The organism is Mesorhizobium sp. B2-3-6 (assembly GCF_006442305.1).
Taxonomy (GTDB): Bacteria; Pseudomonadota; Alphaproteobacteria; order Rhizobiales; family Rhizobiaceae; genus Mesorhizobium.
In genome coordinates this window covers 598711-612625 of record NZ_VFVW01000003.1, presented here as the reverse complement: position 1 = coordinate 612625, position 13915 = coordinate 598711, and the positions used below count along the sequence as shown (strand labels likewise).

Annotated in this window: 12 protein-coding genes; 11 read left to right on the top strand and 1 reads right to left on the bottom strand. The window is 63.1% G+C overall.

Going from position 1 to position 13915, the window contains the following annotated elements; genetic code table 11:
- The first annotated feature begins 11 nt into the window (after positions 1-11).
- The 8 genes from FJ953_RS12225 (at position 12) to FJ953_RS12190 (ending at position 7979) form a co-directional block, all read left to right on the top strand.
- Positions 12-1250 (top strand): ABC transporter substrate-binding protein, encoded by a 1239-nt coding sequence (locus FJ953_RS12225; RefSeq protein ID WP_140513777.1) that lies wholly within the window; start codon positions 12-14, stop codon positions 1248-1250.
- 99 nt (positions 1251-1349) lie between these two features.
- Positions 1350-2243, top strand: a complete 894-nt coding sequence (locus FJ953_RS12220) for a sugar ABC transporter permease (protein ID WP_140500283.1) — start codon at positions 1350-1352, stop codon at positions 2241-2243.
- Positions 2236-3171 (top strand): carbohydrate ABC transporter permease, encoded by a 936-nt coding sequence (locus FJ953_RS12215; RefSeq protein WP_140624427.1) that lies wholly within the window; start codon positions 2236-2238, stop codon positions 3169-3171. The genes FJ953_RS12220 and FJ953_RS12215 overlap by 8 nt, the downstream gene beginning before the upstream one ends.
- Complete coding sequence (gene ugpC / locus FJ953_RS12210) at positions 3171-4271, top strand: sn-glycerol-3-phosphate ABC transporter ATP-binding protein UgpC (RefSeq protein WP_181168322.1); 1101 nt, start codon at positions 3171-3173, stop codon at positions 4269-4271. Before FJ953_RS12215 ends, ugpC begins: the two co-directional genes overlap by 1 nt.
- A 39-nt stretch (positions 4272-4310) precedes the next feature.
- Positions 4311-5057, top strand: a complete 747-nt coding sequence (locus tag FJ953_RS12205) for a sugar phosphate isomerase/epimerase (protein ID WP_140624426.1) — start codon at positions 4311-4313, stop codon at positions 5055-5057.
- Between the two features lie 11 nt (positions 5058-5068).
- Positions 5069-6211, top strand: coding sequence for a Gfo/Idh/MocA family oxidoreductase (locus FJ953_RS12200; RefSeq protein ID WP_140500277.1), 1143 nt, complete (start codon positions 5069-5071; stop codon positions 6209-6211).
- 133 nt (positions 6212-6344) lie between these two features.
- The gene (gene mgrA, locus FJ953_RS12195) at positions 6345-7391 is read left to right on the top strand and encodes an L-glyceraldehyde 3-phosphate reductase (RefSeq protein ID WP_140500275.1); all 1047 of its coding nucleotides are present in this window, start codon (positions 6345-6347) and stop codon (positions 7389-7391) included.
- Positions 7392-7574: 183 nt separating this feature from the next.
- Positions 7575-7979 carry a Fur family transcriptional regulator gene (locus FJ953_RS12190; RefSeq protein ID WP_140500273.1) on the top strand — a complete coding sequence of 135 codons (405 nt, stop codon included), beginning with the start codon at positions 7575-7577 and terminating at the stop codon, positions 7977-7979.
- Positions 7980-8018: 39 nt separating this feature from the next.
- Here the strand turns inward: FJ953_RS12190 and polA are convergent, their stop codons facing one another.
- The gene (polA, locus tag FJ953_RS12185) at positions 8019-10970 is read right to left on the bottom strand and encodes a DNA polymerase I (protein WP_181175018.1); all 2952 of its coding nucleotides are present in this window, start codon (positions 10968-10970) and stop codon (positions 8019-8021) included.
- 474 nt (positions 10971-11444) lie between these two features.
- Between polA and FJ953_RS12180 the strand changes: the two genes are divergently transcribed.
- The 3 genes from FJ953_RS12180 to FJ953_RS12170 all read left to right on the top strand — a co-directional run bounded on the left by FJ953_RS12180 (position 11445) and on the right by FJ953_RS12170 (position 13883).
- A complete protein-coding gene (locus FJ953_RS12180; protein ID WP_140624424.1) occupies positions 11445-12827 on the top strand; it encodes a M20/M25/M40 family metallo-hydrolase in 1383 nt (460 codons plus the stop codon).
- 148 nt (positions 12828-12975) lie between these two features.
- Positions 12976-13596, top strand: coding sequence for a ribonuclease D (locus FJ953_RS12175; protein ID WP_140624423.1), 621 nt, complete (start codon positions 12976-12978; stop codon positions 13594-13596).
- Between the two features lie 83 nt (positions 13597-13679).
- Positions 13680-13883: a hypothetical protein gene (locus tag FJ953_RS12170; RefSeq protein WP_140522542.1), complete on the top strand. Its 204-nt coding sequence runs from the start codon at positions 13680-13682 to the stop codon at positions 13881-13883.
- Positions 13884-13915: the final 32 nt, after the last annotated feature.

The window sequence follows — 13915 nt, the reverse complement described above, 5'->3', positions numbered from 1 at the left end:
AGGAAACCGAAATGCGATACAAATTCCTGACCGCCGCGCTTGCGGCGACGGTGGCGTTGAATTTTGCCGGGCCGGCGGCCGCAACCGATCTGGAAGTCACCCATTGGTGGACATCCGGCGGCGAGGCCGCGGCGGTCGCCGAACTCGCCAAGGCCTTCGACGCAACCGGCAACCACTGGGTCGACGGCGCTATCGCCGGGTCCGGCGGCACGGCGCGGCCGATCATGATCAGCCGCATCACCGGCGGCGACCCGATGGGCGCCACCCAGTTCAATCACGGCCGGCAAGCGGAAGAGCTGGTGCAGGCAGGCCTGATGCGCGACCTCACCGATGTCGCCACCAAGGGCAAGTGGACCGAGGTCGTGCGGCCGAAGAGCCTGCTCGACGGTTGCACCATCGACGGCAAGATCTATTGCGTGCCGGTCAATATTCACTCCTGGCAGTGGCTGTGGCTGTCGAACGCGGCCTTCGAGAAGGCGGGCGTGCCGGTGCCGAAGAACTGGAACGAATATGTCGCCGCCGCCCCGGCGCTGGAAAAGGCCGGCATCGTCCCGCTCGCGGTCGGCGGGCAGGCCTGGCAGGCGTCGGGCGCCTTCGACGTGCTGCTCGCCGCGGTGGGCGGCACCGACACCTTCCTCAAGGTCTACAAGGACAAGGATGCGACGTTCGCCGCCGGTCCTGAAGTCGCCAAAGTCTTCAAGGCCGCCGACGATGCGCGCAAGATGGCCAAGAACACCAATGTCCAGGACTGGAACCAGGCGACCAACATGGTCATCACCGGCAAGGCCGGCGGCCAGATCATGGGCGACTGGGCGCAGGGCGAATTCCAGGTCGCCGGCAAGACCGCCGGCAAGGACTATACCTGCCTTCCCGGGCTTGGCCTGAACGAGGTCATCGCCACCGGCGGCGACGCCTTCTACTTCCCGCTGCTCAAGGACGCCGACAAGTCCAAGGCGCAGGAAGTGTTGGCCGAGACCTTGCTCGATCCCAAGACCCAGGTCGCCTTCAATCTCAAGAAAGGCTCGCTGCCGGTGCGCGGCGACGTCGACCTCAACGCGGCCAATGATTGCATGAAGAAGGGGCTCGACATCCTGGCCAAGGGCGCTGTCATGCCCTGGACGGACCAACTGCTCTCGCAGGACAGCCAGAAGCAGAAGGAGGACCTGTTCTCGGAGTTCTTCGCCAAGCCCGACATGACGCTTGAAGAGGCGCAGAAGCGCTTCGCCGACATCATCGCCTCGGCCGATTGACCGCCGACGAGCCGTCTCGCTCCCGACCCGGCCACCGCAGGGCCGGGAGCGAGACGTGCTGACCTTGCCGCCCTTACCCGATCCAGCATGGCTGCACCGATGAGCAAGAGCGAACGCCCGAGCCAACTCTTCCGCAATCTCAACGCGAAGGTCGCCTCGATCCCGATGATCCTCACCGCGCTGGTGGTGTTTGTCGGCGGCACGGCCTGGACGGTGCTTTATTCCTTCACCAATTCGAAGCTTCTGCCGCGGCTGCATTTCGTCGGGCTCGACCAGTACTACCGGCTGTGGGCGACGCCGCGCTGGCTCGTCTCGATCGAGAATCTCTTGATCTACGGCGTGCTGTCGCTCGTCTTCTCGCTGGTAATCGGCTTCCTGCTTGCGGCACTGCTCGACCAGAAGATCCGTTTCGAGGACACGTTCCGCACCATCTTTCTCTATCCCTTCGCGCTTTCCTTCATCGTCACCGGCCTCGTCTGGCAATGGCTGCTCAATCCCGATTTCGGCATTCAAGGAGTGGTTCGCGACCTCGGCTGGACAAGCTTCAATTTCGATCCGCTCTACAATTCGAGCATCGTCATCTACGGCATATTGATCGCCGCGCTGTGGCAAGGCACCGGGCTGATCATGTGCCTGATGCTGGCCGGCCTGCGCGGCATCGACGAGGACATCTGGAAGGCCGCGCGGGTGGACGGCATCCCCACCTGGAAGACCTATCTCTTCATCATCATCCCGATGATGCGGCCGGTCTTCATAACCACGCTGGTGATCATCGCGTCGGGCATCGTCAAGGTCTACGACCTCGTCGTCGCGCAGACCAGCGGCGGTCCCGGCATTTCCTCTGAAGTGCCAGCCAAATATGTCTACGACTACATGTTCTTCGCCCAGAACCTCGGCCAGGGTTTTGCCGCCTCGACCATGATGCTCCTGTCGGTGATGATCGTCATCGTGCCGTGGGCCTATCTCGAATTCGGAGGCCGCAAGCGTGTCTGATCATGCCGTCTCCCTGGCCGCATCCCAAGCCGCCATCCGCGCCGATGCCTCGGGACCGAGCGGACCGAAGCCCCGGCACATGTTGTCGCGCCGCAACATCTTCCTGTACGGCACGCTCATCGTGGTGGCGCTCTACTACCTGCTGCCGCTCTACGTGATGGTTGTCACCTCGCTCAAGGGCATGCCGGAAATTCGTCTCGGCAACATCTTCTCGCCGCCGGTCGAGATCACGTTCGAGCCGTGGGTCAAGGCATGGTCGCAGGCCTGCACCGGCCTCAACTGCGACGGTCTCTCTCGCGGTTTCTGGAACTCGGTGCGCATCACCGTCCCCTCGGTGATCCTGTCGATCGCAATCGCCTCGGTGAACGGCTACGCGCTCGCCAACTGGCGCTTCAAGGGCGCCGACACGTTCTTCGTCATCCTGATCGTCGGGGCCTTCATCCCCTATCAGGTGATGATCTATCCGATCGTCATCATCCTGCGCGAGATCGGCCTCTATGGCAGCCTGAGCGGCCTGGTGATCGTGCATTCCATTTTCGGCATGCCAATCCTGACGCTCTTGTTCCGCAACTATTTCACCTCCATGCCGGAGGAACTGTTCAGGGCTGCGCGCGTCGACGGCGCCGGCTTCTGGGGCATTTACCTGCGCATCATGTTGCCGATGTCGCTGCCGATCTTCGTCGTCGCCGTCATCCTGCAGGTGACCGGCATCTGGAACGACTTCCTGTTCGGCGTTGTCTATACGCGCCCCGACACCTATCCGATGACGGTTCAGCTCAACAACATCGTCAACTCGGTGCAGGGGGTGAAGGAATACAACGTCAATATGGCCGCCACCATCCTGACCGGACTGGTGCCGCTGATCGTCTACTTCATTTCCGGCAAATTGTTCGTGCGCGGCATTGCCGCCGGCGCGGTGAAAGGGTGATGTCGATGGCGGCAAACGGCACCAGCGTTTCGATCCAGGACCTGTCGCTGAACTTCGGCTTGGTCTCGGTGCTGCAGACGCTCAACCTCGACGTCGCCGAGGGCGAGTTCATAGTGCTGCTCGGACCCTCGGGTTGCGGCAAGTCGACCTTGCTCAACTGCATCGCCGGACTGCTCGACATTTCGGACGGCCGCATCTTCATCAAGGGCAAGAACGTCACCTGGGAAGAGCCCAAGGACCGCGGCATCGGCATGGTGTTCCAGTCCTACGCACTCTATCCGCAGATGACGGTGGAGAAGAACTTGTCCTTCGGGCTGCGCGTCGCGGGCGTGCCCAAGGACGAGATCGCGAGGCGCATAGCGCGCGCCGCCGAGATCCTGCAGATCGAGCCGCTGTTGCAGCGCAAGCCTGCGGCGCTCTCCGGCGGCCAGCGCCAACGCGTGGCGATCGGGCGCGCGCTGGTGCGCGACGTCGACGTGTTCCTGTTCGACGAGCCACTGTCGAACCTGGACGCCAAGCTGCGCTCCGAACTGCGCGTCGAGATCAAGCTTTTGCACCGCAAATTGCAGAACACCATGATCTACGTCACGCATGACCAGATCGAGGCGATGACGCTGGCCGACCGTATCGCGGTCATGCGCGGCGGCGTCATCCAACAACTCGACGCGCCGCAGACCATCTATAACAAACCGGTCAACCGCTTCGTCGCCGGCTTCCTCGGTTCGCCGGCGATGAACTTCATTGACGGCAGGCTCGAGAAAGACGCTGGCAACTGGTTTTTCGTGGCCGACAATCTCAAGGTTCCACTCGGCACCTATCATTTCGACAAGCAACCGGAAGCCGGCCCTGCCGTGTTCGGCATCAGGCCCGAGCATGTCAGCCTGAACAGCGGCACGGGCTGGCCATTCTCGACGGCGGCCAATGTCGAGGTGGTCGAACCGATGGGGTCCGACACGCTGGTGTGGCTGAAGCTTGCAAAGCAGAATTTCAGCGTCCGGGTCACCTCGGAACGGACCCCCAAAAACGATGAGGCGGTGACGGTGGGCTTCGACCCGATGCGCGCCTCGCTCTTCGATGCCCAAACCGGCAGCCGCATCTAAAGCCCGATAACCATCCCCCAAGCAGAACGGACAAAGACGATGAACTGGTCATTCCAACTTTACAGCGCACGCAATTTTCAGCCCTGGGAAAGCGTGCTCGAGATGCTCGGCAAGCTCGGCTACACAGAGGTCGAAGGCTTCGGCGGCGTCTATGACGATCCCAAGGCCTTCCGGGCCGAACTCGATAAAAACGGCCTTGCCATGCCGACCGGGCATTTTTCGATCGACGCACTGGAGAAGGATTTCGACGGCGTGCGCAGGATAGCTGAAGCGCTCGGCATCAAGCTTTTGATCTGCCCCTACCTCATGCCTGAGTCCAGGCCTTCGGACGCTGCCGGCTGGCGCGGCTTCGGCGAGCGCCTGGCCAAGGTCGGCGAGACGGCGAAGAAGGCCGGCTACGGCTTTGCCTGGCACAATCATGATTTCGAGTTCAAGAAGCTCGCCGACGGCTCGCTGCCACAGGCTCACATCCTGGCTTCCGCGCCCGACATCGGCTGGGAGATGGATGTCGCCTGGGTGGTGCGCGGCGGCGCCGATCCGCTGCCCTGGATCGAACAGCACGGCAAGCGCATCGTTGCCGTCCACGTCAAGGACATGGCAAGGCCGGGCGAGGGGCTGGACGAGGACGGCTGGTCGGATGTCGGCCACGGCACGATCGACTGGGCCGGCCTGATCGAGGCGCTGCGGGCCAAGAGCGCGGCCAAATACTTCGTCATGGAACAGGACAATCCCAATGACATCGAGCGCTTCGCCCGCCGTTCGATCGCAACCGTAAAGGCCTATTAGGAACAAGCATCATGGCAAACAAACTTGGCGTCGGCGTCATCGGCTGCGGCAACATCTCGAAGGCATATTTCTCGCTGGCGCCGCTGTTTCGCGGCATCAAGATGCGGGCTTGCGCCGATATCAACATGGACGCCGCGAAAGCGCGGGCGAAGGAGTTCAAGCTGCGCGCCGAGACGGTCGAGGACCTGCTCAAGGCCGACGACATCGACATCATCGTCAACCTGACCATTCCGGCCGTGCACTACGAAGTGTCGAAACAGGTGCTCGACGCGGGCAAGCATGTCTATTCGGAAAAGCCCTTCGTGCTTTCGGTCAAGGAGGGGCTCGACTTGAAGAAGCGGGCGGAGAAGAAGGGACTTCGCATCGGCTCGGCACCCGACACCTTCTTCGGCGGCGCGCATCAGTTGGTGCGCAACCTGATCGATACCGGCAAGCTCGGCAGGATCACCAGCGGCACCTGCCATGTCATGGGGCACGGCATGGAGCACTGGCACCCCAATCCGGACTTCTTCTTCCAGCCGGGCGCCGGCCCCGTGCTCGACATCGGGCCGTACTACATCACCAATCTGATCCAGCTGATCGGACCGGTGAAGCAGGTGGCGGCCTTCGCCACAACCCCGGCCAAGGAACGCACGATCAGTTCGAAGCCGCGCGCGGGCGAAAGGATCCCGGTCAACACGCCGACCACCATCCACGGCCTGCTGGAGTTCGAGAATGGAGCCGTGATCACGCTCAACACCAGCTGGGACGTTTGGAGCCATGGCCATGCGCCGATGGAGCTCTATGGCGAGATGGGAAGTGTGTTCGTGCCGGATCCGAACTTCTTCGGCGGCGACGTGCGCTTCACTGAAGCGGCCAAGCCGGTCAAGAAGCTGCCGAAATGGCAGCATCCGTTCGGCGTGCCCAATGAGATGCATTCACAGGGCATGATGGCCAATTATCGCACCGCCGGTCTCGCCGACATGGCGATTGCGATCTCCGAGGGCAGGCCGCACCGCTGCTCGATGGAGCTGGCGCTGCACGCCGTCGACGTCATGACGGGAATCCTGCGCTCGGGGGAAACCGGCAAGTTCGTCGCCATGCAGACCACCTGCGAACGTCCAGCCGCGCTCGGCATCAAGGAAGCCAAGGCGCTGATGGCGAAGAAGAGCTAGAGCGCGGATTATCGATAATTTTGATGAACCCTCTCCCCGTTTTCGCGGGGAGAGGGTAAGGGTTGGGGCGCAGGGCCTGCGCGTCGCGTTCCGATGACAGTGCCCAATCCATCCAGCTTCGAGGATTTTCCCCATGCCCTATGTCGCCGCCGAAAACCGCTATGAAAAAATGGTCTATAACCGCTGCGGGCGGTCCGGCCTGAAGCTGCCGGCGATCTCGCTGGGGCTGTGGCACAATTTCGGCAACGACACGCCGCACGGGACCAAGCAGGCGATCGTGCGCAAGGCCTTCGACCTCGGCATCACGCATTTCGACCTCGCCAACAATTACGGGCCGCCGCCCGGCTCGGCCGAGATTGCGTTCGGTGAGATACTGCGCACCGACTTCGCCGCCTACCGCGACGAACTCATCATCTCGACCAAGGCCGGCTACGAGATGTGGGCGGGGCCCTACGGTCAATGGGGCGGACGCAAATATTTGCTGGCCAGCCTCGACCAGAGCCTGAAGCGGATGGGGCTCGACTATGTCGACATCTTCTATTCGCACCGCTTCGATCCGGATACGCCGCTGGAGGAAACGATGGGCGCGCTCGACCATGCGGTGCGCGCGGGCAAGGCACTCTATGTCGGCATCTCATCCTACAATTCGCAGCGCACGCGCGAGGCGGCCGATATACTGAAGCGGCTCGGCACGCCTTGCGTAATCCATCAGCCGAGTTATTCGATGCTGAACCGCTGGGTCGAGGACGATGGCCTGCTCGATACGCTCGATGGGCTGGGCGTCGGCTCCATCGTGTTCTCGCCGCTGGCACAGGGCATGCTGACCGACAAATATCTCGGCGGCATCCCCGAGGGCAGCCGTGCCTCCCAGGGCAAGTCGCTGCGGCCGGCCTTCATCAACGACAAGACCATCGCCAACATACAGGCATTGAACGCGATCGCGGGCCGCCGCGGCCAGACGTTGGCGCAGATGGCGCTGGCGTGGGTGCTGCGCAAGGGCAAGGTGACATCGGCGCTGATCGGCGCCAGCCGGCCGGAGCAGGTGGAGGACTGTGTCGGCGCGCTGGAGGCGCCCGACTTCAGCGACGCCGAGCTTGCCGAGATCGACAATTATGCGCGCGAGTCCGACATCAATCTGTGGGCAGCCTCGGCCGAGCGCAATGGCCCGCCGAGGAAGTAGGCATCGGAGCCGGCAAACGACAACGGTGGGAGCCCTCCCGCCGGTATCGTTTGCGGAATGCCGCGCCAGCGCGTTTCAACAGAGGAGTAGCAAAGACAGCGGTTCGTCGCTATCTGAATGGGACGGGCCGTTTGCATATGGAAACGGCCTGTATGTGACACAAGGCAGGTCGGAAACAGGATCATGGCGGCAAGGGATGTGCTGACGAAGAACCAGCTGTGCGTGCTCGAGAAACTCGAGGCCGCCAGCGGGCCGCTCAGCGCCTACACCTTGCTTGACCAGCTGCGCGAGCGGGGTTTCCGCGCGCCGCTGCAGGTCTACCGCGCGCTCGACACGCTGGTGAAGTCCGGCTTCGTGCATCGGCTGGAAAGCCTCAATTCCTTCGTCGCCTGCGTCGAACCGCACGATCACAGCCATTCCATGACCGCTTTCGCCATCTGCGACACATGTGGCCAGGTGAGCGAAATGTCCGACCATGATGTCGGCCACCGGCTGGACGAATGGGTGCGCTCCACCGGCTTTGCCGCCAAGAAGGCGGTGATCGAGTTCCGCGGGACATGTGCCAAGTGCCGGGCGCAAGCTGCCTAGTCTAAGGTGTATCGATATTCAGGTGATGCCGGCCTGGCGCTAGTGCGCCTCGTCCCAATTGTTCGCCGCTCGAGCGTCCACATGCAGCGGCACCGACATCGACACCGCCGGCATGGCCGCGTTCTCCATGACATGGCGCACGACGGGGATCGTCGCCTCCACTTCCGCCTCGATCGTCTCGAAGATCAGCTCGTCATGCACCTGCAAGAGCATGCGGGCCGAAAGCCTGGCCTTCTCCAGCGCCTCGTCCATGCGCACCATGGCGCGGCGGATGATGTCGGCGGCGGTGCCTTGCAGGCGCGCGTTGATCGAGGCGCGCTCGTTGAAGGCGCGGATCGAGGGATTGGAAGACCGGATCTCGGGGTAGTGGATGCGGCGGCCGAAGATGGTTTCGACGAAACCGTGCTCGCGGGCATAGGCCTTGGTCTCTTCGATATAGTCGCGGATGCCGGGGAAGCGCTCGAAATATTTCTTGATGTAGTTGCTGGCCTCCTCGCGCGGAATCGACAGCTGGTTGGCAAGGCCGAAAGCCGAGATGCCGTAGATGATGCCGAAATTTATCGCCTTGGCGCGGCGGCGCACTTCCGAAGGCATGCCCTCCACGGGCACGTTGAACATTTCCGAGGCCGTGATGGCGTGGATGTCGGCGCCGTCGGCGAAGGCCTGCCGCAATTGCGGGATCTCGGCGACATGGGCGAGCACGCGCAATTCGATCTGGCTGTAGTCGGCCGAAACCAGGCGGTTGCCCTTGTCGGCGATGAAGGCCGTTCTGATCCTGCGGCCTTCGGCGGTGCGCACCGGGATGTTCTGCAGGTTCGGGTCGGAGGATGACAGCCGCCCCGTCGTCGTCGCGGCGAGCGCGTAAGAGGTGTGGACGCGCTTGGTGTCCGGGTTGACGAAGCCGGGCAGCGCATCGGTGTAAGTCGATTTCAGCTTGGTCAGCTGGCGCCAGTCGACGATCTTGCGCGGCAGTTCGTGGCCTTCGGCGGCGAGGTCTTCCAGAAGCTGCGCCGAGGTCGACCATTGGCCGGTCTTGGTCTTGGAGCCGCCGGGCAGACCCATGCGGCCGAACAGGATATCGCCGAGCTGCTTGGGCGAGCCGATGTTGATGCGCTCGCCGACGAGCTGGTAGATTTCTTCCTCGAGCCGGGCTGCGCCTTGGGCCAGTTCGCCCGACAGCCGCGACAGGATCTGCCGGTCGACCGAGATGCCGCGCTGTTCCATGCGCGCCAGCACCGGCACCAGCGGCCGTTCCAGCCGCTCATAGACCGACACCAGGCCCTTGGCGGCGAGCCGCGGCTTCAGCACCAGCCAGAGCCTGAGCGTCACATCGGCGTCCTCGGCCGCGTGGGCGGTCGCCTTGTCGACGTCGACCTGGTCGAAGCCGACGGAATTTTTCCCGGAGCCGGTCACGTCCTTGAGCCGAAGCGGACTATGGCCCAGCCATTTCTCGGCAAGCGCGTCCATGCCGTGGCCATGCGAGGTGCCGGCATCGAGCACGTAGGAGATCAGCATGGTGTCGTCGAAAGGGCCGACGTCGATACCGTAGCGGCTCATGATGACGAGATCGTATTTCAGGTTCTGCGCGATCTTGAGGACAGACTTGTCCTCGAGCAGCGGTTTCAGCACGGCCAGCGCCTCGCGCAGCGGGATCTGGTTGTCGATCGGACCACCGCCGAGCAGGTCGCCATTTCCGCTCCTGTGGGCGAACGGCACATAGGCGGCGCGACCTGGCGCCGTCGCCAGCGACAAGCCGATCAGTTCGGCCTGCATCGGATCGAGCGACGTCGCGCGGGCATCGAAGGCGACGATGCCGGTCTCCAGCGCCTCGGCGACCCAGGCCTTCAGGCTGGCGACATCGCGGATGCATTGATAGGCCGAAATGTCGATCTTGCGGGCGGTGGCGGCCTCCAGGCGAAGCGCCGACAGAAGCGAAGGGGTGTTGCCCTCCTTCGTGCCGCCGCCTGCTTCCAGGGCCGTCTCGCCGTCCTGCTTCGCCTCGGCGCTGGGCGCGACCGGCGCGCCGGCGCCGACATCGGGTCCATGCGCGAAATCAGCGCGTTCGACCGTCACCGCCACCGCCTGCACGTCGCTTGCCTCGGTTCCCGTCGTTTCCGCCACGCGGCGGGTCAGCGAAGAGAATTCCATGGTCTTGAGGAAGCCGATCAGCTTCGGCCCGTCCGGCGCGTGCAGGACGAACTCGTCCAGCCCCTCGGCCACCGGCACATCGTTCTTCAACCTCACCAGCTGGCGCGAGATGCGCGCCTTGTCGGCATTGGCGATGATGGATTCGCGTCGTTTCTCCTGCTTGATCTCGCCGGCGCGCTCAAGCAGTCCGTCTAGGTCGCCGAACTGTTCGAGCAATTGCGCCGCGGTCTTCGGTCCGATGCCCGGCACGCCGGGAACATTGTCGACGGAATCGCCGGTCAATGCCTGCAGGTCGATCATCTTCTCCGGCGGCACGCCCCATTTCTCGATGACCTCGGGAATGCCGATCTGGCGATCCTTCATCGGATCGTACATGCTCACCGTCGGGCCGACCAACTGCATCAAGTCCTTGTCGGAGGAGATGATGGTGGTGTCGCCGCCGGCCTCGCAGGCCAGCCGGCAATAGGTCGCGATGAGGTCGTCGGCCTCGAACCCTTCCATCTCGAGACAGGGCAGGTTGAACGCCCTGGTCGCCTGGCGGATGAGGCTGAATTGCGGGATCAGGTCTTCCGGCGGCGCCGAACGGTTGGCCTTGTATTCGGGATAGAGATCGTTGCGGAAGGTTTTCGACGAATAGTCGAAAATGACGGCGAAATGCGTCGGCACGATGCCAACATCGGTGTTGCGGGCATCCTGCATCAGCTTCCAAAGCATGTTGCAGAAGCCGGACACGGCGCCGACCGGCAGGCCGTCGGACTTGCGGGTCAGCGGCGGCAGCGCATGATAGGCACGGAAGATGTAGCCGGAGCCGTCGACAAGAAAGAGATGATCGCCTTTTTTCATGCCGGCAGGGATAGCGCGGCGCGGCGGCTTGGTCCATGCCAAAGGCACCGCTTCCAGCAACACCCTGACAGGCAGGCGACAGGTTGGTTGGAAAGAGCTGAAATCGGCATTATTTTCGCCTGCGAGACGGCTTGGTCCCGCCTGTCCAACGGCTGCTCACGGCCATGTTACAAAAGTGTAATATTCGTGCCCTTGAATCGCCACGTTCGAGGACACAGATAAATGGCATCGGCAATTTTCGCCGACGTCCGGAGCAAGGCCCGTCCCCCGCCTATCCCGGACACCTGCGGCAGCCTATCCCCCCTCTCCGGGCTGCCGCATCGTTTCGAGTAGAAGGGCCGCCGTGGTTCCCCCTCCACCACGGCGGTCTTTTTTGTTCGAATACGCGCTTGGAGCCCGTGGTCCAATGGTCCCGGGCTTTTCGTTTGTCCGCTCTGCCTTTAGGGTTCCGGCACTGAATCGAAAGGCTCATCAATGTCAATTTCCCCCGTTCTCGACCGTCTCGACAAGAATCTCGACCAGAGCCTGGAGCGCCTGTTCGGTCTGCTCCGGATCAGGTCGATCTCCACCGATCCGGCCTATGCCGCCGATTGCCGCAAGGCGGCCGAATGGCTGGTGGAAGAACTCAAGGTGATCGGCTTCGACGCCAGCGCCCGCGACACGCCCGGCCACCCGATGGTGGTTGCGCATCATGATGGGCCGGCCGGTTCACCGCATGTGCTGTTCTATGGCCACTATGACGTACAGCCGGTCGATCCGATCGAGCTTTGGGAAAACGACCCGTTCGCGCCGGCGGTCAAGGAGATCGAGCCCGGCCACAAGGTGATCACCGGGCGCGGCTCGGCCGACGACAAGGGTCAGTTGATGACCTTCGTCGAGGCTTGCCGGGCCTGGAAGCAGGTGCATGGCAATCTGCCGTGCCGCATTACCATCCTGTTCGAGGGAGAGGAGGAGTCGGGCTCGCCGTCGCTGAAGCCCTTCCTCGAGGCCAATGCCGATGAACTCAAGGCCGATTTCGCGCTGGTCTGCGATACCAGCATGTGGGACCGCGACACGCCGTCGATCTGCGTGGGGCTGCGCGGGCTGGTTGGCGAGGAGATCATCGTGAAGGCCGCCGACCGCGACCTGCATTCGGGTCTCTATGGCGGCGCCGCTGCCAACCCGATCCGCATCCTGGCAAAGGTGCTGGCCGACATTCACGACAAGGACGGCCATATCACCATCCCGGGCTTCTATGACGGCGTCGAGGAAACGCCCTCGCAGATCCTGAAATCATGGGAAACGCTGGGCGAAACGGCCGAGACGTTCCTTGGCCCCGTCGGCCTGTCGATCCCGTCGGGCGAAAAGGGCCGCTCGCTGCTGGAACTCACCTGGGCACGGCCGACGGCCGAGTTCAACGGCATCACCGGCGGCTATACCGGCAAGGGCTTCAAGACGGTGATCGCGGCGCAGGCCTCGGCGAAAGTATCTTTCCGCCTCGTCCACAAGCAGGATCCCAAGAAGATCCGCGCCGCCTTCCAGCAATTCGTCAAGGAGCGCATTCCGGCCGACTGTTCGGTGGAGTTCCACCCGCATGGCGGCTCGCCGGCAATCCAGCTTTCCTACGACTCGCCGTTCCTGGCCAAGGCCAAGACGGCGCTGTCGGACGAATGGCCGAAGCCGGCGGTGACGATCGGCAGCGGCGGCTCGATCCCCGTAGTCGGCGATTTCCAGACCTATCTCGGCATGGAATCGCTGCTGGTCGGTTTCGGCCTCGACGACGACCGCATCCACTCGCCGAACGAAAAGTATGAGTTGAGTTCGTTCCACAAGGGCCAGCGCTCCTGGGCACGCATTCTGGACGCGCTGACGCGCTGAGCCGGGAACTCACGAAAGGCGGGAAAATCAAGTTTATGTTGATTTTTCCACCGATCACGGCAAGGACGGGTTGCCAGCGCAACGTGCTGGAGCGCGCGCGTCCGCTCGATGGATGCGCGATGCCGAAAGCGCGACCCCGGAGAAGACGATGAGCGATATCCGTTTCCACAAAAACGATCTGCCCGACCTGTCCCGCTACAATGTCGGGGCGGTTGCCATCGATACGGAAACGCTGGGACTGAACCCGCATCGCGACCGGTTGTGCGTGGTGCAGATTTCACCCGGCGACGGCAGCGCCGACGTCATCCAGATCGCGCCGGGCCAAAAGGAAGCGCCGAACCTCGTCAAGCTTTTGGGAAACCACAGCGTGACCAAGCTGTTCCACTATGGGCGCTTCGACCTTGCCGTGCTCTACTATGCATTCGGTGTGATGCCCGAGCCGGTATTCTGCACCAAGATCGCCTCGCGGCTGACCCGCACCTACACCGACCGGCATGGGCTCAAAGACATCTGCTTCGAGCTTCTGGGCGTCGGCCTGTCCAAGGCGCAGCAATCGTCGGACTGGGCGGCCGAAACGCTGTCGCCCGAACAACTCGAATACGCCGCATCCGATGTGCTCTATCTGCACCGGCTGCGCGACGTGCTGGCGGCGCGGCTGGCGCGCGAGGATCGCACGAAAGAGGCCGACGCCTGTTTCCGCTTCCTGCCGACACGCGCCAAGCTTGACCTCATGGGCTGGGACGAAGAGGATATTTTCGCTCATAGCTGACGGCGTCGCGGCGCTGCCGCCGATGTTCCGTCCGGGACCAGATGCCGGCCGTCGTGTTCCGTCGGCTCGAAAAGAGGGATGACATGACGGACAGGAAGCCCATATCGACCGCGCCCACCGACGGTTCCAAGGTCACCGTGACCTGGAAGGACGGCGACGGCGTGCTCAACGAATCCATCGCGCAATACCGGGACGGCGGCTGGTGGGTCTACATCGACAGCGATACGCAGAAGAAGGTCGAGCCGACGAGCTGGCGGCCCGCCGCGAGCGACGACGGCGACCAATGAGCAGGCCGCTGGCGAGGCCGGCCGCTTTCGCA

What these genes read in the sequence shown, in the direction of transcription:
- FJ953_RS12225 (WP_140513777.1), top strand. Translation starts at nt 12, where the DNA reads ATGCGATACAAATTCCTGACCGCCGCGCTTGCGGCGACGGTGGCGTTG.
- FJ953_RS12220 (WP_140500283.1), top strand. Translation starts at nt 1,350, where the DNA reads ATGAGCAAGAGCGAACGCCCGAGCCAACTCTTCCGCAATCTCAACGCG.
- ugpC (WP_181168322.1), top strand. Translation starts at nt 3,171, where the DNA reads ATGTCGATGGCGGCAAACGGCACCAGCGTTTCGATCCAGGACCTGTCG.
- FJ953_RS12205 (WP_140624426.1), top strand. Translation starts at nt 4,311, where the DNA reads ATGAACTGGTCATTCCAACTTTACAGCGCACGCAATTTTCAGCCCTGG.
- FJ953_RS12200 (WP_140500277.1), top strand. Translation starts at nt 5,069, where the DNA reads ATGGCAAACAAACTTGGCGTCGGCGTCATCGGCTGCGGCAACATCTCG.
- mgrA (WP_140500275.1), top strand. Translation starts at nt 6,345, where the DNA reads ATGCCCTATGTCGCCGCCGAAAACCGCTATGAAAAAATGGTCTATAAC.
- FJ953_RS12190 (WP_140500273.1), top strand. Translation starts at nt 7,575, where the DNA reads ATGGCGGCAAGGGATGTGCTGACGAAGAACCAGCTGTGCGTGCTCGAG.
- polA (WP_181175018.1), bottom strand. Translation starts at nt 10,970, where the DNA reads ATGAAAAAAGGCGATCATCTCTTTCTTGTCGACGGCTCCGGCTACATC.
- FJ953_RS12180 (WP_140624424.1), top strand. Translation starts at nt 11,445, where the DNA reads ATGTCAATTTCCCCCGTTCTCGACCGTCTCGACAAGAATCTCGACCAG.
- FJ953_RS12175 (WP_140624423.1), top strand. Translation starts at nt 12,976, where the DNA reads ATGAGCGATATCCGTTTCCACAAAAACGATCTGCCCGACCTGTCCCGC.
- FJ953_RS12170 (WP_140522542.1), top strand. Translation starts at nt 13,680, where the DNA reads ATGACGGACAGGAAGCCCATATCGACCGCGCCCACCGACGGTTCCAAG.